The 22,297-nt window shown below is 64.8% G+C and carries 18 protein-coding genes; 5 read left to right on the plus strand and 13 right to left on the minus strand.

All coding sequences use genetic code 11. The features are described from left to right. Window positions 1-7: 7 nt before the first annotated feature. From J3D46_RS05490 to J3D46_RS05500, 3 genes are read right to left on the minus strand one after another with little or no spacing between them, the layout of a single operon-like run. Window positions 8-919, minus strand: coding sequence for a carbohydrate ABC transporter permease (locus tag J3D46_RS05490; protein ID WP_231339685.1), 912 nt, complete (start codon window positions 917-919; stop codon window positions 8-10). Further along, on the minus strand, window positions 916-1,863 hold the full coding sequence (locus tag J3D46_RS05495) for a carbohydrate ABC transporter permease (RefSeq protein ID WP_231339684.1): 948 nt from the start codon (window positions 1,861-1,863) through the stop codon (window positions 916-918). The genes J3D46_RS05490 and J3D46_RS05495 overlap by 4 nt, the downstream gene beginning before the upstream one ends. Next, window positions 1,860-3,194, minus strand: a complete 1,335-nt coding sequence (locus J3D46_RS05500) for an extracellular solute-binding protein (RefSeq protein ID WP_231339683.1) — start codon at window positions 3,192-3,194, stop codon at window positions 1,860-1,862. Before J3D46_RS05500 ends, J3D46_RS05495 begins: the two co-directional genes overlap by 4 nt. A 233-nt stretch (window positions 3,195-3,427) precedes the next feature. On the opposite strand from J3D46_RS05500, the gene J3D46_RS05505 reads away from it, so the two are divergent. The 3 genes from J3D46_RS05505 (at window position 3,428) to J3D46_RS05515 (ending at window position 5,932) form a co-directional block, all read left to right on the plus strand. Beyond that, window positions 3,428-4,261 (plus strand): NAD(P)-dependent oxidoreductase, encoded by an 834-nt coding sequence (locus J3D46_RS05505; protein ID WP_256490938.1) that lies wholly within the window; start codon window positions 3,428-3,430, stop codon window positions 4,259-4,261. 41 nt (window positions 4,262-4,302) lie between these two features. Continuing rightward, window positions 4,303-5,103 (plus strand): IclR family transcriptional regulator, encoded by an 801-nt coding sequence (locus J3D46_RS05510; protein ID WP_253465574.1) that lies wholly within the window; start codon window positions 4,303-4,305, stop codon window positions 5,101-5,103. 106 nt (window positions 5,104-5,209) lie between these two features. Then, window positions 5,210-5,932, plus strand: coding sequence for a hypothetical protein (locus J3D46_RS05515; RefSeq protein ID WP_253465577.1), 723 nt, complete (start codon window positions 5,210-5,212; stop codon window positions 5,930-5,932). A 36-nt stretch (window positions 5,933-5,968) separates the two neighbouring features. On the opposite strand, the gene disA is transcribed toward J3D46_RS05515, so the two are convergent. From disA to J3D46_RS05545, 6 genes are all read right to left on the minus strand, one after another. Further along, window positions 5,969-7,045, minus strand: coding sequence for a DNA integrity scanning diadenylate cyclase DisA (disA, locus tag J3D46_RS05520; protein WP_231339680.1), 1,077 nt, complete (start codon window positions 7,043-7,045; stop codon window positions 5,969-5,971). Between the two features lie 235 nt (window positions 7,046-7,280). Beyond that, window positions 7,281-9,134, minus strand: a complete 1,854-nt coding sequence (gene atzF / locus J3D46_RS05525; protein WP_253465580.1) for an allophanate hydrolase — start codon at window positions 9,132-9,134, stop codon at window positions 7,281-7,283. Beyond that, window positions 9,131-12,817 carry an urea carboxylase gene (uca, locus tag J3D46_RS05530; protein WP_253465584.1) on the minus strand — a complete coding sequence of 1,229 codons (3,687 nt, stop codon included), beginning with the start codon at window positions 12,815-12,817 and terminating at the stop codon, window positions 9,131-9,133. Before uca ends, atzF begins: the two co-directional genes overlap by 4 nt. Beyond that, window positions 12,814-13,470, minus strand: coding sequence for an urea amidolyase associated protein UAAP2 (locus J3D46_RS05535; RefSeq protein ID WP_253465587.1), 657 nt, complete (start codon window positions 13,468-13,470; stop codon window positions 12,814-12,816). The genes uca and J3D46_RS05535 overlap by 4 nt, the downstream gene beginning before the upstream one ends. Continuing rightward, window positions 13,467-14,354, minus strand: coding sequence for an urea amidolyase associated protein UAAP1 (locus J3D46_RS05540; RefSeq protein WP_253465590.1), 888 nt, complete (start codon window positions 14,352-14,354; stop codon window positions 13,467-13,469). The genes J3D46_RS05535 and J3D46_RS05540 overlap by 4 nt, the downstream gene beginning before the upstream one ends. 43 nt (window positions 14,355-14,397) lie before the next feature. Next, complete coding sequence (locus J3D46_RS05545) at window positions 14,398-15,942, minus strand: amino acid permease (protein WP_253465593.1); 1,545 nt, start codon at window positions 15,940-15,942, stop codon at window positions 14,398-14,400. Between the two features lie 228 nt (window positions 15,943-16,170). Here J3D46_RS05545 and J3D46_RS05550 point away from each other — a divergent pair, with 228 nt between their 5' ends. Beyond that, window positions 16,171-16,875, plus strand: a complete 705-nt coding sequence (locus tag J3D46_RS05550) for a TetR/AcrR family transcriptional regulator (protein ID WP_253465596.1) — start codon at window positions 16,171-16,173, stop codon at window positions 16,873-16,875. On the opposite strand, the gene J3D46_RS05555 is transcribed toward J3D46_RS05550, so the two are convergent. The 4 genes from J3D46_RS05555 to J3D46_RS05570 are packed head-to-tail and all read right to left on the minus strand — an operon-like array spanning window position 16,872 to window position 20,831. Further along, the gene (locus J3D46_RS05555; protein WP_253465598.1) at window positions 16,872-17,495 is read right to left on the minus strand and encodes a Pr6Pr family membrane protein; all 624 of its coding nucleotides are present in this window, start codon (window positions 17,493-17,495) and stop codon (window positions 16,872-16,874) included. The two genes, J3D46_RS05550 and J3D46_RS05555, sit on opposite strands and share 4 nt — an antisense overlap. Window positions 17,496-17,548: 53 nt before the next feature. After that, window positions 17,549-18,922 (minus strand): DNA repair protein RadA, encoded by a 1,374-nt coding sequence (radA, locus tag J3D46_RS05560; protein ID WP_144653216.1) that lies wholly within the window; start codon window positions 18,920-18,922, stop codon window positions 17,549-17,551. Window positions 18,923-18,954: 32 nt separating this feature from the next. After that, entirely contained in the window at window positions 18,955-19,653 is a 699-nt protein-coding gene (locus J3D46_RS05565) for a phosphatase PAP2 family protein (protein WP_253465601.1), read from the minus strand. Window positions 19,654-19,703: 50 nt separating this feature from the next. Continuing rightward, entirely contained in the window at window positions 19,704-20,831 is a 1,128-nt protein-coding gene (locus J3D46_RS05570; protein WP_231339670.1) for an aromatic acid exporter family protein, read from the minus strand. A 247-nt stretch (window positions 20,832-21,078) separates the two neighbouring features. On the opposite strand from J3D46_RS05570, the gene pstS reads away from it, so the two are divergent. Then, window positions 21,079-22,200 carry a phosphate ABC transporter substrate-binding protein PstS gene (pstS, locus tag J3D46_RS05575; protein WP_253465604.1) on the plus strand — a complete coding sequence of 374 codons (1,122 nt, stop codon included), beginning with the start codon at window positions 21,079-21,081 and terminating at the stop codon, window positions 22,198-22,200. Window positions 22,201-22,297 lie beyond the last annotated feature (97 nt).

The raw sequence follows: 22,297 nt of genomic DNA on the forward strand, positions 1-22,297 counted from the left end.
GCCTGTCCTAGCCCTTGGTGGCGCCCGCTGTGATGCCGCGGATCATGGAGCGCTGCAGGAAGAGGTAGACCAACAGGCTGGGGATCATTGCCATGACGGCGCCGGCCAGCAGGACGCCGGGTCCAACCGTGGTGTCATTGCGGAGTACGGAGAGCGCAACTGTCAGGGTGTAATCGCTGGGATCATTGGCTGCGATGAGGGGGAGGAGGTACTGGTCCCAGACCATCATGAAGCCGAAGATTCCAATCACGCCCAACGCGGGCTTGCAGAGCGGCAGGATGATGGCGAACAGCATGCGGAACTCGCCCACGCCGTCCAGCCTGGCCGCTTCTTCGATCTCGGCGGGGATTTCCTTCATGAACTCACTCATGATGAAGATGGAGAACCCCCAGATGCCCACCGGCAGGATGACTGCCAGCACGGTTCCGCGCAGGCTCACTCCCAGAAGGGGGAGGTCGCCGAGCACCAGCGAGAGCGGGATGCCAATGATTTCCTCGGGCAGCATCATGGTGAGCAGCACCAACAGCAGGATGAAGGCCTGTCCGCGGAACTTCTTCCGGCTCAAGCTGTAGGCCGCGAACACGGATACTGTCATCTGCAGCAGTAGCCCGCCACCGGCGATCACCAGGGAGTTCAGCAGGTAGCTCCAAAGCCCCTGCTGTGACGCTGCCTCGAAGTTGGCCAGGGTGAAGGCCTTGGGCAGTAGCGTGATCTCGGTGGGGCTGCTGTTCCTGTCGAACGCACCCGAGATGATGGCAGCGAACGGCAACGCAAAGATGCAGAAAACCAGGATGCACAGCACGATGCGGAGCAGCATGTTCACGCTGAAGCCAGGGGACCAGCCCAGGGCCGAGTCGAAGCGGGAGGACGACGACGGCCGCTTGGTCCGTGCCGGGGTGCGGGTTGTGGTGGTGCTCATCGTTCCGCCTTTCGTCGGGCCAGGAGTTGGGTGCCCACCGTGAGCAGGAGCGTGACCACCAGAAGCAGCACCGCAGCGGCCGAGGCCACGCCGATGTCGTTGCGCTGGAAGCCGAGTGAATACATCCGCGTCATCCAAACTTCCGTGGAGCCGGCCGGACCGCCACCGGTGAGCACATACACTTCCGTGAAGCTCCTCAGGCTCCGGATGGCGGCAAGCGTCAGGACGATCACGATCGCCGGACGCAGTGCCGGCAGGGTGATGTAGCGCAGGCGCTGCCAGACGGTGGCGCCATCCACGCCGGCCGATTCGTACAGGGCCCGGTCGATACCGGCCAGTCCGGCCAGGATGATCACCATGTTGTAGGGGGCGCCGTTCCAGATCCCGACGACGGCGATTGACCCCAGTGCGGTGTCGGTGCCGTTCAGGAACTGCAGGGGTCCCAGTCCCACCCAGCTGAGGATGGTGTTCAGTGGGCCGTCGGCGGTGGGGAAGTAGAGAATACGCCAGATTTCACCCACTACCGCGAGTGCGGTGACCACGGGAAGGAAGATGGCGGTGCGCAGGAACCACAGGGACTTTGCCTGCCCCTCAAGGAGGAGGGCCAGGACGAATCCGACCACCAGGGCGCCGACCGTCTGGGTAAGCCCCAGTATTACGGTGTGGCCCAGCGCATCCATGAAGCGGGCGTCGGTGAGAACGCTGGCGTAGTTGTCCAGGCCGACAAAAACGTCGCCCAGGAAGGGCTGGACCTTGAAAAGGCTCAGCCGGATTCCCTCCAACATGGGGATGAATTTGAAGTACAGGGCCAGGACGGCCGCGGGAACCAAGAACACCCAGACGGCCAGCATGTGTGCCCGGTTGCTTTTCCTGCGTCGCTTGGGCGGGCTGGGCCGCCTTGCCTGAGCCGGCATTGCCGCCGGCTTTGTTGGTGCTGAGGTCATGACTTGGCGTTCTGGCTCGTCAGTTCTTCGTTGATGGCGTTATCAAGGTCCTTCAGGCCCGATGCCACGTTGTCGCCTCCGCAATCCGAGACGATCTTGTTCAGGGCCTCGGCAGCGGCCTGCTTGATGGGCACGAAGTTGATGGCGGACGGGAACGCCTTGGAGGAGTTCTGCAGGGCGTCCTGGACCACGGTCCAGCGGGGGTCGTTGTACACGTCCGCGGCGTTGACGTCACCGTTGACCGGTACACGGACGATCGGCTGCTTGCCGGCGGTCATGCCAGCCTTCTGGCCATCTGCAGATACCAGGTAGTCGATGACCTTTTTGGTCTGTTCGGGTTTACCGTTGCTGGCAGTGACGTAGATGTTTTCGCCCTCTGCCAGGACGGTGTTGTCCACGGAACCTTTGGGAGCCTCGACAACCTCGTAAGCGTCCTTGCCCAAAGCCGTATCAAAGGACGAGAAGTTGTAGGGGCCGGTAAGGATGATGCCGGTTTTCCCGGTCTGGAAGAAGGGCGATGCCACGCTGGTGGCGGCTGTGAGGGCGCCCGGCTGGGTGTTGCCCGGGGTGCAGAATTGCTTCTTGATCCAGGTGACGCCTTCCTGGGTTTCGGTACTTGCTGCGGTAGCCGTGAACTTCCCGTTGCCCTCGTCCTTGAGGTAGGAGCCGCCGTTCTGCCAAAGGTAGGAGGACGCCCACCATCCCAGGTAGCCGCGCTCTGTGGAGCCCGGTACGGTCATGCCGTAAGTGTCCGCCTGCCCGTTGCCATCTGGATCCTGCGTGGCGAACGCGGTTGCAAGCTTCTCAAGGTCCTCTTGGGTCTTTGGAATCGGCAGGCCCAGCTTCTCGCGCCAGTCCTTGCGGATCATGGTCACCATGGTCTGCCGGGAGAAGGGAACGCCATAGGTGGCGCCGTTCAGGCCCTTGGCCTCGTTCCAGAGGGCGTCTGCAATCTTGTCGTTTCCCTCAACCGTGGATTTGTCCACCTCCACCAAGTATCCCTGCGCGGTGTAGTTGCCCAGGGCGGCCGAATCGTTGATGACGATGTCCGGGAGCTTCTTGGAGGCGGCGCGGGTCTGAAGCTGTTGGTCAAGGTCCGGCACGCCCTGGAAATTCACCTGTACTCCGGTCTTGGCGGTGAACTCCTTGAACATGGCTGCATAAGTGGTGGCGGCATCGGTGCCTGCGCGGGCCCAGACCTCGATGGGCTGGCCGTCATCCGTGGCTGCGGGGGCTGAGGAACCGCCGGCACTGCAGCCGCTCAGCACTGCGGCGGCCGTTACGGCCACTGCCAAAACAGTGCGGGACTGCTTCCTGAATTTTGAATCCACCCTGATTCTCCTTTTACTTCTCTTGCTTCAACCGAGTAATTGTCGCCGCAAATGAATGTGGCCCTGCTGGCCGTGCTTTGAGGAACGGCAGCGATGCAAACAGCGAACCGCCAGCGTCCGGCGGCTGGAGCCATTCTCTTTGCTTGTTTATATATGTAAAACGCTGTTACCATGTGAAACCTACTTCATGAGAGTATGATTTGGATCACGGAGTGTCAACCGTTGGAGGAATCTTGTCTGCAGCACCCCAAAGAGTGACCATTGCCCTCACCGGCGGTGCGGGAATGATGGCCACGCTGCTGAGGCCCCACCTCGCTGCAGCCGGTTACATGGTCCGGCTGGTGGACCTTGCCGCAGCCCCGGACCCCCAACCAAACGAGTCTGTCCACGTTGGCTCCGTGACGGATCCGGACTTCATGGGGGCTGCGCTCAGGGACGTTGGGGCTGTCATCCATCTAGGTGGCCTGCACCGCGAGAAACCCTGGGCCGAACTTGTGTCCACCAACATCACCGGCACCCAAGTGACTCTGGAAGCGGCCCGGCAGAACGGCGTCGAACGTGTCCTCTTGGCAAGTTCCACCCATGCCGTAGGCTTCCACCCCACCGAAGCCGCAGCCCAGGACTCAGTGCTCACGCCCCGCCCGGACACCTACTACGGTGTCAGCAAGGCGGCCGTGGAAGCGCTGGGGAGCCTCTACGCGGACAAATACGGCATGAAAGTGGTCAGCGCCCGCATTGGCACCGGCGGTGAAGAACCTGGAAACCTGCGGACGCTCGGGTCTTGGCTTTCGCCAGCGGACTCCTTCCGCTTAGTAGAGGCTACGCTCAACGATTGTGGCGCCCCAGGGCATCACGTGGTGTGGGCCGTTTCGGCGAACACCCGCGGGTGGGCCAACCTTGAAGCGGGAAAACGTATTGGATTCGAACCGCAGGATGACGCCGAGGCCTTCGCCGCAGGGGTGGATACCTCGGCCCGGGACGCGTGGGCGGAACTATTGGGCGGCGCCTGGGCCAGTGATGGCCATAGGGTGGGAGTGGACAACTACCCACACCCGGCATCCACATGACAGGCCGGGTCAGGTCAGGGGGGAATGTGGAAGGGGGATCTGTGACAGCTTCGTTGGAGGCACAGTCCGGCGCGGCCGGCGACGTCAAAATGGTTAAGTCGGCGGAACGAACCATCGCTATTCTAGAGCTCTTGGCCGGCGCACCGCAGCCGCTTACCACGGCGGAAATCTTCAAGCTGACGGGCTACCCGCGGTCCAGCCTGCACTGGTTGCTGTTGACGCTGCTGGAGCTCAACTGGATAGAGCAGACGCCCGAGGGCGCCTACCGCATAGGCACCCACGCGCTGCTGTGCGGCACGGCCTACCTGGACCGGGACCCGGTGATGGAGCATGTGTCAGCCGTTTTGGAAAAGGTCCGCAACGCCACTACCTTCACCACGCACTATGCCCGGCTGGACCGCTCTGACGTCATTTACCTGGCTACCCGGCAGGCAGTTGATCGCCGCCGGCTTTCCTCCCGGGTGGGACGCAAGTTGCCCGCCCAGGTGACTGCCTTGGGGAAGGCCATCCTCTCCGAGTACACCGACGCAGAGGTTCGGCAGCGGATAGGCGATGGACCGTACGCGCAGATCACCCCCAACTCCGTGCCGGACTTTGAAGCCCTGCAGCGCGAACTGGCCGAGTTCCGCAAGGCCGACCACGCCATCGAATGGGAGCAGAACACGGTGGGTCTCTGCTGCGTCAGCGTGGTGGTTCCTTACCGGATCCCCGGTACCGACGCCATGAGTTGTTCCATCCCGAAGGAACTCGCTACGGAAGAGGTCCTCCGCAGCACGGTGGCCGCCCTCAAGTCTGCGGCAGCGGAGCTTGCCAGGACGCTGCGGGCGGCCGGCATCCGCTAACGGCCGTGTCCCCAGCAGCCCCATGGCCGACGTCACACAGGTCCGGATTGGGGCCCAGCGGCGTGTAGGTTAGGCGCCCTGACACGCGCGAGCCTAGCCTAGAAGCATGGCCAACAAGGGTAAGCAGCAGTCGACCGCGCGCTCATCAGCGCCGGCGAAGGGTGCTGCCCGCGGCTCATCCGGTGCCGGTACGCCGGGCAAAAGCAGCCCGACCAACAGGCGCAGGCCCAGTCCTGCCGTGTATCGCCGTCGTCGACAGGTAGTTTTTGGTGCGCTGCTGCTGGTGATCATGATGATCGTGGTTGCTGCGGTGGCCATTACTGGGGCGCTCACTGGGCAGTCCGGGCCGCAAGCCGTCACTACCCCGGAAGCCTCCCAGGCACCCACGCAGGGCAGCGCCCCGTCAGGTACGCCGTCACCCTCCGCTTCTCCCACGCCAGTGTGCGACTTCAACCTCATGACCGTCGCCGCCAAAACCGACAAGCCTGCCTACGGTGCGGAGGACAAGCCGCTGCTCACCATGACCATTACCAACGGGGGCGCAGCCCCCTGCGAGGTCAACGTGGGCACATCCCAGATGGAATACCTGGTGATGAGCGGCGGAGACCGGATCTTCTCGTCCAAGGACTGCCAGACCGGCGGCGAGGACCTCATCAAGACCATCCAGCCCGGCAAGAGCGAAACCGCGAACTTCCCTTGGCAGCGCAACCGGACACTGGAGGGCTGTGGTGCGATCAACGCCAAGCCCGGTGGCGGCGGGGCCTACTACACCTTCGAGGCGCGGCTGGGAAACAAAGCCAGCCCCAAAGCCGTGTTCCAGCTGAATTAGTCACCGCCGAACCAGCGTTCGACGGCGGCAGCCGGCTTAGAGGAACCTGTCCAGGAGGCTGGCCTCGGCCATGCGGCTCAGGCCCTCGCGGACTGTGCGGGCACGCTGATCGCCGATGCCGTCCACAGTCATGAGATCGTCAATAGTTGCTGCCATGAGGTTCTGGAGCCCACCGAAGTAGTCCACCAGCCGATCGGCCACAGCTTTGGGCACTGACTTCAAACCGGACAGCAGGCGGTAGCCCCGCGGCTGGACCACTGCGTCCAACTGCTCAACCCCGCCAGCGAAGCCAATGATGTGGGCAATACGGCTGAGGTCGATCAGTTCCGTCGGTCCAAGGTTGAGGAGCGCCTGGACGGCTTCCTCTATTTCCTCAGGCGAGGCGTCCGGGTCCGAGTAGTCGCGGATGATGACGTCGCTGCCGGGCCCGCGGCCCATGGTGAGTTCTTCCACCTGGAGGGAAAGGAGCCGGCCATCTTCGCCAAGTTCCAGCACGTACTGGGCGATTTCCTCGGAGATGCGCCGGACCATTTCCTGGCGCTGGAGGGTGACTGCCACGTCCCGGACGGTAACGAGGGCTTCGATTTCGAGGGCTGAGAGGGAACTGGTGACCTGGTCCAGCCTGGCGCTGTACCGCTCGAGGGTTGCCAAGGCCTGGTTGGCGCGGGCAAGGACCTTCTCGGACCCCTCCAGCACGTGCCGCAGGCCGTTCACGTAGAGCGCGATGATTTGCATGGACTGGCTGACGGAGATCACGGGAACGCCGGTCTGGATGGCCACGCGCTCAGCCGTGCGGTGCCTGGTGCCCGATTCCTGGGTTTCGATGCTTGAATCCGGGACCAACTGGACTGCGGCGCGGACGATGTTGCTGGCGTCCTTGTCACAGATGATGGCGCCGTCCATCTTGGCCAGCTCACGCAGGCGTGTGGGCGAGAAGTCGATGCCGATATCGAATCCGCCCGAACAGATGGAGTCGATGGTGCGGTCGTAGCCCAACACGATCAGGGCGCCGGTCCGTCCACGGAGGATGCGTTCCAGGCCATCACGCAACGGAGTTCCGGGTGCGACTCTGGCCAGGGTCGCCTTAAGCGACTCTTCCGGGCTCCGGGCCATAGGGTTTCCCTTCGAAGGTGCAAGCCACGGCTCACAGACAAGCTGAATCCGGCGTCAGCGGGCACTCACAAAAAATGCCCCAAAGACGACAAGCACCATGATAGGGCTTCCGGGCACCGTTAACCGCACCAGCAAGCCGCAAAGTGGGTCATTTCGTTATCTTCGGGGATGCCCGGAAAGTGGTTTGGCGGCCAATCGCCGGGACCCCCATTTCCGCTGATCAGCCGCCTGCCGCCTAGATCCGGCCGCGCCCAAGTCCAGTCAGCAAAGCTCCTCCCGCCTCGCGCCAAAACCCGTGGCTTCCCGGTCCAGCCGCGTTGTTCTCCAGGTACTTAATCCAATCGCGGTACTCGGTAATGTCCCGTCCTTCTGCCGCCGCCACGGCATCACAGGCAAAGCCGACGGCTTTGCTGCCATCGTCCAGCGTGATGGAACCCAGCAGCATGGGTTCCGGCAGTTCAGCAAGAAATGATCCAAGCCCGGCCTCTGAAAGCAGCCACCTCTCGGCCACGAGCCCGGCCCCGTGTTCAGATCGAACCACGCCGGGCTTAGGAGGGGTGGTTTCCAAGGCCACCATTCGGTACCGAGCCGCAGTGACTACCCGCCCGTCCCAGAAAGCCCCGCGCCGCTCAAGTTCAGCCGCCAGCGGCTGCCCCTTCCGGTGCGCCCCCACCACGACGAGGGGAACGACGGCGGCTCCCGCAGCAACCGGCCACGGAACCTTGCGGCCGGGCGACGTAGCGGGTGCGGCTCCGGCTGCGAACAACTCCGGATTCTCCGGGGTCAGTTCAATACGCCGCGCGATGTCCGCGGCCACGCCGTCCTCGAAGGTCCGGGCAACTACAGTCAGGCCGAACTGCGCGATGCTGCTTGTTTCGCCCGCGCCGCCTGTTTCGGTGACGGTACCCGCCGGTACCGCAACGGCGCTGAGATCGAAGAGGTTGCAGAAATTGGTATAGGTGCCCATCCGGGAATTGACCCCCACGGGATCGGCTGCGACCTCTGCCAGCGTCGGATGGAACGGTGTCGTGGGAACTATCAGCGCATCGAAACCGTCCAACCGCTCCATGGCCTGGTGCTTGAGATGCTCCAACGCCGCCGTGTCCGCCACGTACTGGTGCGCAGGGACCGTGCCTGCAGCCTTGATGATGCCGGCCACCGTTGCGTCGAGCCTTGCGGACACCCCGCCGGACGTCACCGAGTCAATGAAGCTCCCGACGGCGGCGGAGCGTTCGGCCACCAATCCGCCGTCGTACAGCAGCCGTGCGGCCTCCAGGAAGACGTCAAGTTCGATGGGCTCGGCCACTACTCCGGTGGACCGCAACCGCTCAATCTGCTCCTGGAACTCGGCCGCCCAGGCGTCCGGGAGTGCCGGCAGAGCGGCCGGATAGGCCACCCGCGGTGTGGACGGCGCCGCAACCTTGGCGTCTGCAGGCCAGGGGCGGCCCTGCCCGGCCATGATGCCCATGGCGAGCTCCGCAGTGGCGAGGTCGCGGGCGAAGATGGTTGCCGTATCCCAGGAACGGCATGCCGGGACCACGCCTTCGGTGGACACCACGCCCAGGGTGGGTTTGATCCCCACAATCCCTTGCAGTGCAGCGGGAATCCGGCCCGAACCCGCGGTATCCGTCCCAATGGCCACGTCCACCAATCCGAGGGCAACGGCCACAGCAGAACCTGAACTTGAGCCGCCGGAGATCCTCCCGGGACGCCTCGCATCACGGACGGCACCGTAGGGGCTGCGGGTTCCGACCAAGCCAGTGGCGAACTGGTCCAGATTGGTGGCCCCCAGCACCAGGGCGCCCGCAGCGCGGAGCCGCGCAACCGGCACCGCATCCCGGGCGGGTGCATCCCCAAAGCCGGGGCACGCCGCCGTCGTGACCAAACCGGCAACATCCACGTTGTTCTTCACGGCGAGCAGGAGGCCGGCAAGTGGCAGGTTCTCACCGGCCGCCACGGCGGCGTCAATCCGGTCCGCTTCTGCGAGCAGTTCGTCCCGCCCCCGCAGGTGGATCCAGATTTCAGGACGGTCGACGGCGTCAATCGCCTTAAGCGCGGCGAGGACGCGTTCCACGGTGGGCCCGCTCATGATGCGCTTCCTTCCAGCATAAGTGCGGGTTCCCGGACGTCCATGGGCTCCAGGACCACCAGTGCTTCGCCTGCCACCACTTGGGCGCCGGCCACGGGCAGGACCCGTTGGACCACGCCATCCACGGGGGCCTGGATGACGGTCTCCATCTTCATCGCTTCCAGGGAGACCAGCGGCTGGCCGGCGACCACGAGGTCCCCGGGTTCCACGTCCACTTTCCAGACGCTGGCCGCGAACGGCGACGTCACCAAAGTGCCGCCGTCGGGCACTACGACCTCGTCGGCCGGTGGGGCCAGTGAAACGGCTTGTTCGGCACGGTCGAACTCGCCGGCCTCCTCCCAAGCCTGGCGCTCCACGGCGAAAGCGGCCGACTGGGTCTCGCGGAACTCTGCAATGGACACGCTGTTGCGGTCCAGGAATTCCTCATGCTCGGCCAGCGAGAACGTGCCGTCCTGGATCTCTACGCCACGGCCGCGGCCCGCAGTCATGTCTGCGCGGAGGTCCAGGAGCTCCTCGGGGCTGACGGGGTACCAGGAAATGCGGTCGAAGAACCGGAGCAGCCACGGGGAGCCGGGCTCGAAGGGTGCGGCGTCCGCGTAGCGCGACCAGACTTGCGTGGTCCGACCAACAAACTGGTAGCCGCCGGGTCCCTCCATGCCGTAAATGCACATGTAGGCCCCGCCGATGCCCACGGCGTTCTCAGGGGTCCACGTGCGGGCGGGGTTGTACTTGGTGGTGACCAGCCGGTGCCGCGGATCCAATGGGGTTGCCACCGGTGCTCCGAGGTACACGTCGCCCAGGCCCAGGACGAGGTACTCGGCGTTGAAGACGGTATCGAAGACGTCGTTGACGGAGTCCAGGCCGTTGATGCGGCGGATGAACTCGATGTTCCACGGGCACCACGGGGCGTCGTCGCGGACACCGGCCATGTAGCGCTCGATTGCCTCGCGGGTGGCGGGATCGTCCCAGGACAAGGGGAGACGGACGCTGCGGCTGGGTACCACCAACTCCGAGCTCGCTGGGAGCGAAGCGTCCACCTCGCGCACCAGGCCCAACAGCTTCGAGGTGGGCAGGACGGAAGGATCGGCTTTGATCTGCAGGGAACGGATGCCCGGGGTCAGATCCACGATGCCCCGGACTGCGAGGCGTTCAAGTTCCTGGTGGAGGGCGTGGACGCGGGCGCGCAGGCCCAGGTCCAGCACCATGTCGCCGTACTCCACCAACAGGTTGTCATCACCGGAGCGTCGGTAGGTGACCGCAGGCCGTCCGTCGCCTTCGGGCACCCGGCCCAGCACTCCGTCGTCGCCATCTCCGCGAAGCAGTCCGGTAGTGCCGGACGCAATGCCTGTACTGAAGCCGGCACTGCCCGGGAGTATCAGCTGCCTCGCAGCGCCGAGTTCCTTGACGGAGGGCGCCTCAACCGAGCGGATGGGCACAAAGCGGACCTTGTCACCAGGCCGCAGTTGCCCCAGCTTCCAGCGCTCGCCGGTCACCACCGTTACCGGGCAGACGAAACCGCCCAGGCTGGGACCATCCGGGCCCAGCAGGATGGGAGTGTCGCCGGTGAAGTCCAAGGCACCCACCGAATAGGCGGTGTCGTGGATGTTGGAGGGGTGCAGTCCGGCTTCCCCGCCGTCATTGCGTGCCCAGCGCGGCTTGGGGCCGATCAGGCGGACACCGGTTCGGGCGGAGTTGAAGTGGACCTCGTATTCGGCGGCATAGAGCTCTTCAATGTCTTCGCGTTGGAAGAATTCCGGTGCGCCATGCGGCCCTTCCACTACCTTCAGCTCCCATTCCGAGGTGAGTGCCGGGCGGCTCTCTGCCGGAACCGCGCCGGGGACGGTCTCAGGCAGGTGACCGGTGACCGTGCGGAGCACATCGCTGGCCCGCAGCACGCGGCCGCCGTGGCCACCGAACTGGCCCAACGTGAAGGTGGACGCGCTGCCGAGGTACTGGGGAACGTCAAGCCCGCCTTCAAAGAGAATGTAACCTCGCAGCCCGGATCCGTCAGCCGATCCGACATCCAGAAGGCCGTTGTCGGGCACGGTGATGGGCTCCCAGGCGTTTGCCGCGATGCCGTTGACAGTCACGGCGACGTCGGCGCCGGTGACGCACACCGTGGTGGCGTGGGTGAAACGGAGAGCCGGGCCGGCCATGGTGAATTCCAGGCCGGGTGCTCCCTCTGGATTGCCCAGTGCGGTGTTGCCAAGCCGGAACGACAAATCATCCATGGGGCCGCTGGGCGGGACGCCGATCTGCCACAGCCCGGTCCGGCCAGGCCAGTCCTGCACGCTGGTCTGGAGGCCTGGCCGTTCAACGGTGATCCGAGGTTCAGGGTCGCCCACGGTGTTGAGGGTTCCGGTGGAATGCTGTGCCGTACGGACCACGTCCATCCCGGCAACGGCACGCAGCATGCCCAGGTTGGTCTCGATGCCATCGATGCGGGTTCCTGCCAGCGCAGTGGCCAGGGCGTCGAAGGCGGCGTCACGGGTGCTGCCGGACGTGATGACCTTGCCCAGCAGGGGATCGTAGCTGGTGGAGACTTCGCTGCCGGTCTCCACCCAGGCGTCAATGCGTACGACGTCGGAGCCCGGGTACTGCGCGTTGGTAACCGTTCCGGCGCTGGGCTGGAAGTTCCGGGCAGGGTCTTCTGCATAGATGCGGGCTTCCACAGCGTGGCCTGAGACGGGCACGCTGTCCGGCACACCATCAAGCACGGGCTCCTGCTGGGCGAGGTTCAGCATCCACTCCACCAGGTCCACGCCGGTGATGGCCTCGGTGACTGGGTGCTCAACTTGCAGCCGTGCATTGACTTCCAGGAAGGATGCTTCCTGGCGGACGGGGTCGTAGACGAACTCCACCGTTCCTGCCGAACGGTAGCCCACTGAGGCACACAAGGCGCGTGAGCTCCGGTGCAGTTCCTCACGCAACGCATCAGGGAGATCCGGCGCGGGTGCCTCTTCAAGTACTTTCTGGTGGCGGCGTTGCAGTGAGCAGTCACGGTCGCCGAGGCTCACCACGCGGCCCTCGCCGTCGCCGAACACCTGGACTTCCACGTGGCGTGCATGTTCGATGTAGCGTTCGGCAAAGACGCCGGCCGTTCCAAAGCTGGAACTGGCCAGGCGGGCCACCCGGGAGTAGTTCTCGCGGAGCCCGGCTTCGTCGCGGCAGACGGCCATGCCGATGCCGCCGCCACCGCCGGTTGCCTTGAGCATGAGCGGGAAACCGATGGTTTCCGATGCTGCCACGGCTTCGTCCAGGTCCTCCAGGAGGCCGGATCCGGCGATCATGGGAACGCCGGCGCGTTGCGCGGCATCGCGGGCCGTGTGCTTGGTCCCGAAAATCCGGAGCTGGTCCGGGGTGGGGCCTACAAAGACCAGGCCGGCCGCTTCAACAGCTTCCGCGAAGACCGCGTCCTCGGACAGGAACCCGTAGCCAGGGTGGATGGCTCCGGCACCGGTGGAAGCTGCCGCACTGAGGATGGCGTCGATCTTGAGATACGACTCCTTGGCCGGTGCAGGTCCCAGGAGGACGGCCTCGTCAGCGAGCTTTACATGCTTGGCGCCGCGGTCCGCTTCGGAAAAGACGGCGACGGTGCGGAGCCCGGCCTTGCGGGCGGACTCGATGATCCTGCAGGCGATCTCGCCGCGGTTGGCAATGAGGAGGGTGTCGAAGCGGTTCATGCGCGGGCCTCCGGACGTGTGACGATCATGCGCACCGGCGTGGGGTTGAAGCCGTTGCAGGGGTTGTTGATTTGGGGGCAGTTGGACACCAGCACCAACGTGTCCACTTCGGCGCGGAGTGCCACTCGCTTGCCGGGCGCGGACAACCCGTCCACGATGCCCAGCGCGCCGTCGGGATCCACCGGCACGTTCATGAACCAGTTGATGTTGGACACCAGGTCCTTCTTTCCGAGGTCCCACTTGGCGCCCTCAATGAGGAAGTTCTCAACGCAGGCGTGCTGTTCGTGGGTGTGCTGGCCGTAGCGGAGCGTGTTGGACTCTTGGGAGCAGGCGCCGCCGATGGTGTCGTGGACGCCAACTTCGTCCGCCACCACTGTCATGAGTTCCTGGCCGCTGTCGGCGCGGAGGGCCGAGCCAGTGGTGAGGAAGATGCTGCCCTGGGTTGCGATGGTCACGGCGGCCGAGTACCGGGTGCTGGTGTCTTTGGCCGCGTAGAGAATGCAGTCCACGGCCTGGTTGCCGTCGTGGTCCACGATGGTGAGCACGTCTCCGGCCTCAACCACGGCAGACCATGGGCCGCGGGCTTCCACCAGTTCGTCCAGTACGGCGCGGCCAGGGACCAGTGCGGGGCTGATTTCTGTGATGGCGTTCATGCGGAGGTCCTTGCGTTGTAGTCGAGTTCTGTGTTGTGGAGGGCCAGACGCCCCTCTGGGCCGAGGTCCACGTTGAGGGTTCCGTCCACCAGGGCTTGGAGGTCCTGCGGCGCCTGCCACGCGACGATGTCCACGGCGCTGCCGCTGAAGTCCGGACGGGGGTCCAACGGGTGGGCGGTATTGGCCAGTACCAGCACTGCGTCCATGTGGAGGAGAAGTTCGACGGCGGCCCCGGCACCGGCGCTGCCGGCGAACGTGATGCTGCCGTCCCGGTCCACGGTGACGCCCTTGAAGAACGACAATGACGGAGGGAGTTCTTTCTGGCTGATGCCATGCTTCATGCCACCAAGGGTCAACAGTTCACGGCCAGCCGGTGATGGGCTGTGCGCTGACCCGGCACCGTACTTGGCGGTGTTTCCGGCCAGATGGGTGGTGCCGGTGAGGGCATCGTGGTTGCCGGACGAGTCGGCCACTACAGTGGCCATCAGCCGCCCGGCGTCGGACAGCAGGGGGTGGCCGGTGGTCAAGTACGCCTGCCAGGGGACCTTGACCGTGTCCGCGACGTTGAGCCGCTCGTGCTGTGCGCCGCTCCGGATGAGGACAGCGTGAACACAGGCATCGCCGTCGAGGTCTGTGATCCTGATGCGCGTCCCGCGGGCCAGTTCCAGATGGGTGTAGCGGCCGAAAGCGAGAGTTTCCGCCCAGGTCAACGCGGTCTTTGCCTCCGCAGGGAGGCTCTCCGTCAACCGGGCCGGAGCCGAAGCGGGCGGGACATGGATCATGGTCTCCGCTGCCCGGCCATGCTGGGCCCGGGCGTGCAACCTGGCGCCTGCCGTGGTGGCGGTTCCGTTTTCAGTAGTCCGTGTTTCGAGAATCTGTGTCATGGCATTCATTTCTGTGCTTGAGCGGGATGGTGGTGCAGCGGGGTCAGCCGGCAGGGTTGGCGGGGTCCAATGCGTCTGCCGCTTTGTTCTGCCGGACCCGGAGGTTCCTCCGGACCCAGATGCCCAGGAGCAGGACGGCGCCAACCATGATGGGGGCGGAGAAGAGCAGGATTCCGTGTTCGCCGGAGGGGTCATACACCTCGGGGCGGGGCCATGACAGGTTGGTGACCATCAGGGCGCCGTACAGGACGGCCAGGACGTTGACGGGCAGGCCCCAACGGCCCAAGGAGAACAGTCCCGCCGGCATGGTCTGGCCCACCCGGCCCCAGTCACCCCGGAAGCGGCTGAGCAGTTGAGGGACCGTGACCATCAGGTACGCCAGGTACACCATCACGATGCACACACTGCAGAGAGTGGTGAAGAGTGCGGAGTTGCCGATATTGATGGCGAGGATCCCCACCGCCAGGGCGCCGATCGCGATGGAGGGCCACATGGGGGTTCCACGTTTGGGGTGGACCTTCGCGAGCCGGGCCGAGGCAGGCAGCTTGCCGTCGCGGGCCATGGAGAACACCAGGCGCGAACCGGCCGTCTGGATGGCCAGGGTGCAGACAAAGATGGCGATTGCCACGTCCACCAGCAGCACCTTGCCCCAGAACGTGCCCAACACGGCCGTCAGCACGTAGGGGAGTCCCTCGGTGGCGAGCCTGCCGTCGTCGAGGCTTGGCGCTGCCATGAGGGCAGCGATAATCATCAGCCCGCCGCCAACACCTGAGATGATCAACGCCGACAAGATGGTGCGCGGTGCGGTCTTGCGGGGGTTCTTGGTCTCCTCCGAGAGTTCGCCGGCTGAGTTGAAGCCGACCATCACGTACGCGGCCATCAGGCCGGAGACCAGGAAGGCGCCCACGGCACCAAGGTCCGAGGTAGTGACCACACTGATGTCTGCTACCACCTCCGGGCCACGCTGCGCGGCTGAGAACAAGGCGAGAATCACCGCGGCGACGCCCACAATCTCGCAGGTGACGCCGATGGAGTTCACATGGGACATGAGCCTCACACCGAGGCAGTTGATCACCGTGGTGATCACCAGGAGTATGGCGCCAAGGATCACTGCGTTGGCCGCGCCCGTGGGGGATGCCAGTGAGGGGTCGCCGCCCACCACTTGGAATCCCTCCCACAGCTGGGGGAGTACCACTTGGAGCGCAATGGCAGCTGCGGCAGCTGTGATCACCTGGGCGATTGCCATGAACCAGCCAGCGAACCAGCCCACCACTTCGCCGCCCATACGGCGCGACCACTGATAGACAGCGCCGGACAAGGGGTATCTGGCGGCGAGTTCAGCGAAGTTCAGGGCTACCAGGAGTTGGCCGACCAGCACCACGGGCCACGTCCAAAAGAAGGCCGGGCCGGCGAAGGAGTAGCCGAAAGCGAAGAGCTGAAAGATGGTGGTGAGGATGGAGACGAACGAAAAACCTGCGGCGAACGATGCGTAGCGGCCTAGCTTGCGGTGCAGGGTGGGCTGGTAGCCGAGGGCTGTCAGGTCTGCGTCGTCAGTGCGGCTGGCCGTCGTCGAAAGGGTGGAAGTCATCGGGTTCTCCGTGTCTGGAACGGGATAGGGGACCAGCCCGGAGAGGTTTCTGATGACCCGCCCGGAATATCGGTCACTTGATAGTTTTCCAGCGCGGTGTCCCCGCAGCGTTTCGCCGATGTAAAGCCTTGGTTACCGTGCGTTGCGGGGAGGTAAAGGAAATCTCACCGTCGGCTCAGCAGGCCGTGAACGGCTCTTTTGGCGGTGCTGCGATGCAAGAATGAAAGGGTGAGTACAGTCGGACCGGGACGCCCCCGCAAGCAGCAAGCGGTACGCCGGGGAGCCACAGCCCGCGACGAGATCCTGGACGCGGCAGCCGAGCTCTTTACGGGCCAAGGTTTCGCCAACACGTCCACGCGGGCCATCGCTGACGCCGTCGGAATCCGACAGTCATCGCTGTATCACCACTTCTCCACCAAGGACGAGATCCTCGGGGAGCTCCTCGGCGGGACGGTATCCACCAGCTTGGCTTTTGCCCGCGCGATACGGGATCATTCCGACGACGCCGGCCTCGATGCTTCTGCGGCACGGTTGCATGCGGTGATGCTGTTCGACGGTTCGCAACTCTGCAGCTCCCGCTGGAACCTCGGCGTGCTGTACCACCTGCCGGAGGCCAGGGCGGAGGTCTTCCAGCCGTTCATGGACGCCCGGAAGGAACTTCGGACCATTTACGGAGACTTGGGGCGGGAACTGACGGCGGTGGCGGATTCCGACGCCAGCCTGGGGGATACGGCCTTCCGGCTGGTGGAGTCCTTGATCAACCTCCGCGCGGACGGACTGATCTCAGCAGACTCGGCGTCCACTACGGCCGACACCGTGATGTTCCTTGCGGGACTCAGGAACGAACTTCCGGCGGTGAGGGCTGCCAGTGATGAACTCATCAGCCGGTTTGGAGCGGCGCCTGAGCCGGCGCTCGCAGCGAAGAGCGCCTAGTAATCCACCTGCCGCTTCAGCTTGTTCCCAAGCCACAGCATTGCCAAGCTCACCACGAGGAAGCCAACGGAGATGGCGAGTGCAAAGATGATCACGCCGCCCCAGCCGCCGGCGCGTGAGGGGTCGATGAACCAGTACGGGTACCAGTTGACGAAGGCTCCCCGGATCAGGCTGTAGACGAGGTAGCCGATGGGGTAGAGCAGCCAGTACCAAATGTGCCTGGGTTGCAGGGTGGCCAGCGGGGGCTGGAAGAGCCAGTCCGCCACCATCACTACGGGGATCAGGTAGTGCACCACGAAGTTGACCCAGGGGAGCAGGGAGCCAAGGTCCTCGCCGGCAAGCAGCGCACCGAACACCAACCCCACTACGGCCATGGCGATAGTTGCCGTGCCACGGGTGACGTCGTCGATCTCGCTCGGCCGCTTGCGGATCAGGACCCTGTAGCCGCTGATGAGCAGTACGAGTGCCGCGAAGATGTTGGACAGATTGGTGAAGTAGCTGAAGAAGTTCCAGAGGTCATAGCCCATGCCCAGATGAACTGTCAGCTGTGTCCCCACCGCCACCAAGGTCAAAAGGCCAAAGAAAAAGCGTCCCCCGATAAGCACAGTCCTCTTGGTCATGACCCAATCCTTGCCGAAACCGCAGCTCAGAGCCGTTCGACACCCCGGAAGGGTTAAGTGATCAGAAGTTCGAGGGCCTCCGCCAAGTGGCCTACCTCGCGCACCGAGAAGCCGTCGGGGATGACCCCGGCGCCCGCCGGGCTGGCCGGAACAATCGCGTGGGTGAAGCCCAGTCGGTGCGCTTCCTGGATGCGTTGGTTAATGCCCGGAACGGGACGGACCTCGCCTGCCAGCCCTACCTCGCCGAAAGCAATGAGCCGTTGGGGGAGTGCCTTGCGGGACTTGGCGGAGGCAACCGCCAGTGCCACCGCCAAGTCAGTGGCCGGCTCCGTGAGCTTCACACCGCCAACAGTTGCCACATAGGAATCGTCCTTGTGCAGCATGCACCCGGCCCGCTGCTGAAGGACCGCGAGCAGCATGGCCACCCTGGAGCTTTCCAGCCCGCTGGTTGCCCGGCGCGGTTGGGAGTTGGGACTCTCAGCCAGCAACGATTGGACTTCTGCGAGCAGCGGCCGGCGCCCCTCCATGGTCACCGTGATGCAGGTGCCCGAGACGGGCTCACGCGTGCGTGAAACGAACAGCCCGCTGGGATCAGCCAGGCCCTCGATACCGGCCTCGTTCAGGTCAAAGCAGCCGACGTCGTCTGTCGCACCGTAGCGGTTCTTGACGGCTCTCAGCAGACGCAGGCGGGAGTGGCGCTCGCCTTCGAACTGGCACACGACGTCCACCAGGTGTTCCAGCAGCCGCGGTCCGGCGATGGTGCCTTCCTTGGTCACGTGGCCCACCAGGAGCGTGGTCATGTTGCGCCGCTTGGCTGCGGCAATAATGGACGCAGCGACCTCGCGCACTTGGGAAACGCCGCCGGCGCTGCCTTCGACGTCGGCGCTGCTCAGCGTCTGCACGGAGTCCACAATCAACAGCTTGGGTTCGAGCTTCTCCACTTGGCCCAGCGCCTGCCCGAGGTCGGTCTCCGCGGAAAGGTACAGCGTATGGGCGACGGCATCTATCCGCTCCGCGCGCAGCTTCACCTGTGCCGCAGATTCCTCACCGGTGATGTACAGGACATCCTGACCCGTACGGGCGAACTTCGCCGCGACGTCCAGCAGGAGCGTGGACTTTCCGACGCCGGGTTCCCCAGCAAGCAGGATCACGGCACCCGGGACGAGCCCTCCGCCCAGGACACGGTCCAGCTCGTCCACGCCCGTGGGCAGGAACGCGGCAGTGGTCCCATCCACCTCAGCGATACGGCGGGCCGGCTCCAAAACTGTAGCGGCCGCCGTCGTACGCGCTACCGTGGCGCCGTACTCCTCAACGGTTCCCCAGGCCTGGCACTCGCCGCACCGGCCCACCCACTTGATGGCAGTCCAGCCGCATTCGGCGCACTTGTAAGCGGGTGTTTTGGATGCGCGGGACGTCTTGGAAGCCATGGGTTCAAGGTTAGCCGCGGGGACTGACAGTATTAGCCGAGCCGTCCCCCGTGCCGCGCTGCGTCCACAAACACCGCAATACCCGTCACACCAAGCGCAAGCCCGAGCGAAGCAACGACGTCCGTCAGCCAGTGGTACCCAAGGTAGACCCGGCTGTAGGCGACCAGCAGCGTCAGCAAGGCGGCGCCAGTGAAGGCGAGCACCGCCGTCGTTCGCGTGCCCGAACGCGAGACGATCAGGTAGGTGAGGACCAGCGCGAAAATGCCGGCGCCAAGCGTGTGGCCGGAAGGGAAGGACAGGGCGTCGTCCGGGCCGAGGAGGAAATCGGATGATGGCGGTCGGGAGCGGCCCACATCCTGCTTGATGACGGTGGAGAGAATACCGGCGAGCAACATAGCGCCCATCAGCACAGCCGGCCGCCATAGTTCCCGCTTCCAGGCCGTCCATGCGGCGGCCACCGCCACGCTAATGACCGTCATCCACACGGGTGAGGTGACCGTAGTCAACGCCGTGAGGAAGGCCGTGACCACCGGGCCGCGCGAATCGACCATGAAACTGTGGACCGTGCCATCCACGGTGGCCAGCCCGGTCTCGGACAGCACGGCGGCGAACATCAACCAGAAGATGGCATCGCCGGCCACCAGCAAACCACCTGCCCACAGGAACAGGAGCCGCTGCCGTTGCCGGAGCGCCGGGGCAGCCCGGAAGCGTGTGGATAAGGCAGGGATCATCGGCCCATTCTGCCAAACAGGTCTGGGGCTTCTCTGGGAGGAACGGAGGGCTACAGCGCCGGCAGCACTGCCCGCGCTTCCTCCGGCTCCATCCCGCTGGCCTCCAACAGGTCAACCATGAGGGGCCGGAACAGCATGACCACGGTTTCGCCCTCCAGCCTTTGGACGTCCAGCATCTTGGGGTGCAGGCGGGCGGCGATGTCGGAGAGTTCGTTCCGGGCGCGGCGCAGGTGGACCCGGCGGGTACCTTCACTCTGCTCGGACAAGCCAATGGTCATCTCGTCGATCGCCGCAGCGGTTTCCTGCAGGACTTCGGAGATGCTGTCGATCGCTTCATCGGACAACGCGGCATGGTTGATGGCGCTGGTGAGCCGCCGGGCGAACACCCGGCTGTTACGTAGGGCCAGGTCGATGTACTCCAGAGAGTGCTCCAGGCCGGCCAGCTCGTCGCGGTGCCTCCGGTGCGCGGGAGCCAGAGTTGCTACTTCGCCCGAGGCACGCAGCGTCTGCCGCATCCGGTCCACCAAAGGCTGGCAGTTGCGGCCGCGGATCAAGGCGTGCCAGGCGATGGTGGAATCGCTCTCGGTAAGGGCCTTGCCGCATTCGCGCAGCACTTCCGCGAGCTCGTGCAGGATCTTCTGGACATCTTTCCGGGGCTCCCGCCGCGGATCCTTCGGCACCAGGATGGTCACCAGCAGAGCGAACACACCACCAACCACGGCATCCAGGCTGCGCGTAAAAGGCCCGCCGGCCGGTGCCGGCAGCAGCACCACCAGCAAGGACTGCAGCCCCAGTTGAGTGGTGAAAATAGTGCCGCTGTCCAGGAATCTGGCCAGCAGGATGGAGAAAAGAAGTACGACGGCGGCCTGCCAGATCCCGGCGCCCAGCCAGTGAAGCAGCAAATCACCAACAACGATGCCCAGTGTGCAGCCGAGGCCCACCTCTATCACCCGGCGCAGCCGCGGGTCACGGGAGAACCCGAGGGCAATCAGGGAAGACGTAGCTGCAAACAGCGGTCCTTGGTGGCCCAGGACATACTCGGCGAAAGCGTAGGCGCCTACAGCGCACACTGTCATCTGGATTGCCGGTGTCAACGAATTCCGGCTGCGGACCAAACCGGTCCTGACTCTGGCGCGCAGGAACCTCTTGCTTGCAGAAAATCCCTTCGCGGCAGCCATGTCGTCCAGTCTATTTGCCCGGCTCGAATTCGGACGAAGGCACCAAGCGCATCCCGGGTGCCGCTCAAGGTGGCGCGCGCCACATAACCCAATGGTCCGCCGTCGTTCACTTTCCGTTCACCTCCCACTGCAGGTCCCGTTACCTGCGCTCCTTACCTTCAGTAAAGGAACAAAAGGTCCTCAGCTCGCGCACGCCGAAATCTCCGTTCGGCCCGCATCGAAGAATCCCTGGAAGGGGCACATCCAAGTGAAGGCAACTCACTTCGGCCGCAACGCGGCAATCGCGGTCATCGCAGCCGGCGCTCTCGCGCTCACTGCTTGCGGTTCAGACAACGCAACGGGCACCACTGGCGGCACCCAGTCGGCCGCATCCGGCACCAAGGTCACCGGCACGCTGACCGGCATCGGCGCCTCCTCCACCGGCGCAGCCATGGACGCTTGGAAGGCCGGTTTCTCCACCGCCAACTCCGGTGCCACGGTCCAGTACTCCCCGGACGGTTCCGGCGCAGGCCGCAAGGCCATCATCGACGGCTCGGCACAGTTCGCCGGTTCTGACGCCTACCTGAAGGATGAAGAGCTCGAGAGCTCCAAGGCCAAGTGCGGCCCCGACGGCGCCATCAACATCCCGGTGTACATCTCCCCGATCGCTGTGGCCTTCAACATCCCGGACGTCAAGGAACTGAAGCTCGACGCCGCAACCGTCGCCAAGATCTTCCGCGGCGAAATCGCCAACTGGAACGACCCCGCAATCGCCGCCCTCAACGAAGGCGTCACCCTCCCGGATCTCAAGGTCACCCCGGTGAACCGCTCTGACGACTCCGGCACCACCACCAACTTCACCGACTACCTCGCAGCTGCTGCTCCCGAGGTCTGGACGGACAAGGCTGCCGGCATCTGGCCCGCAACCCTGGCCGGCGAAAATGCCAAGGGCACCTCCGGCGTCGTCAAGACCGTCACCGACACCCCGGGTGCCGTGACCTACGCCGATGACTCCGCTGTCTCCGGCAAGCTGGGCACCGCCTCCATCAAGGTCGGCGAGGAGTTCGTCAAGATCTCCGCCGAAGCCGCCGCCAAGGCAGTCGAGGCCGGTAAGCCGGTTGACGGCCGCGCCGCCAACGACGTCGCCATCAAGCTGGACCGCAAGACCACCGCATCGGGCGCCTACCCCGTAGTCCTGGTTTCGTACCACGTTGTTTGCACCACCTACGAGACCAAGGAAGTTGCTGACCTGGTCAAGGCCTTCGAAAGCTACGTCGTTTCCGACGAAGGACAGAAGACCGCAGCCGACGCCGCAAAGTCCGCGCCGCTCTCCAAGGCCCTGCAGGACAAGGCCACGGCCGCTATCGAAACCATCAAGGCCAAGTCCTAAGGTTTCCCGGCGGGTTTGCTTGAACCCGGCTGAACATTGAAGTTCCCTGTCCCGCTCTCCGGTGGCCGCCGCGGCACCGGCGCGGGGCAGGGAACTT

The sequence above is a fragment of the Paenarthrobacter sp. A20 genome, assembly GCF_024168825.1.
Lineage (GTDB): Bacteria > Actinomycetota > Actinomycetes > Actinomycetales > Micrococcaceae > Arthrobacter.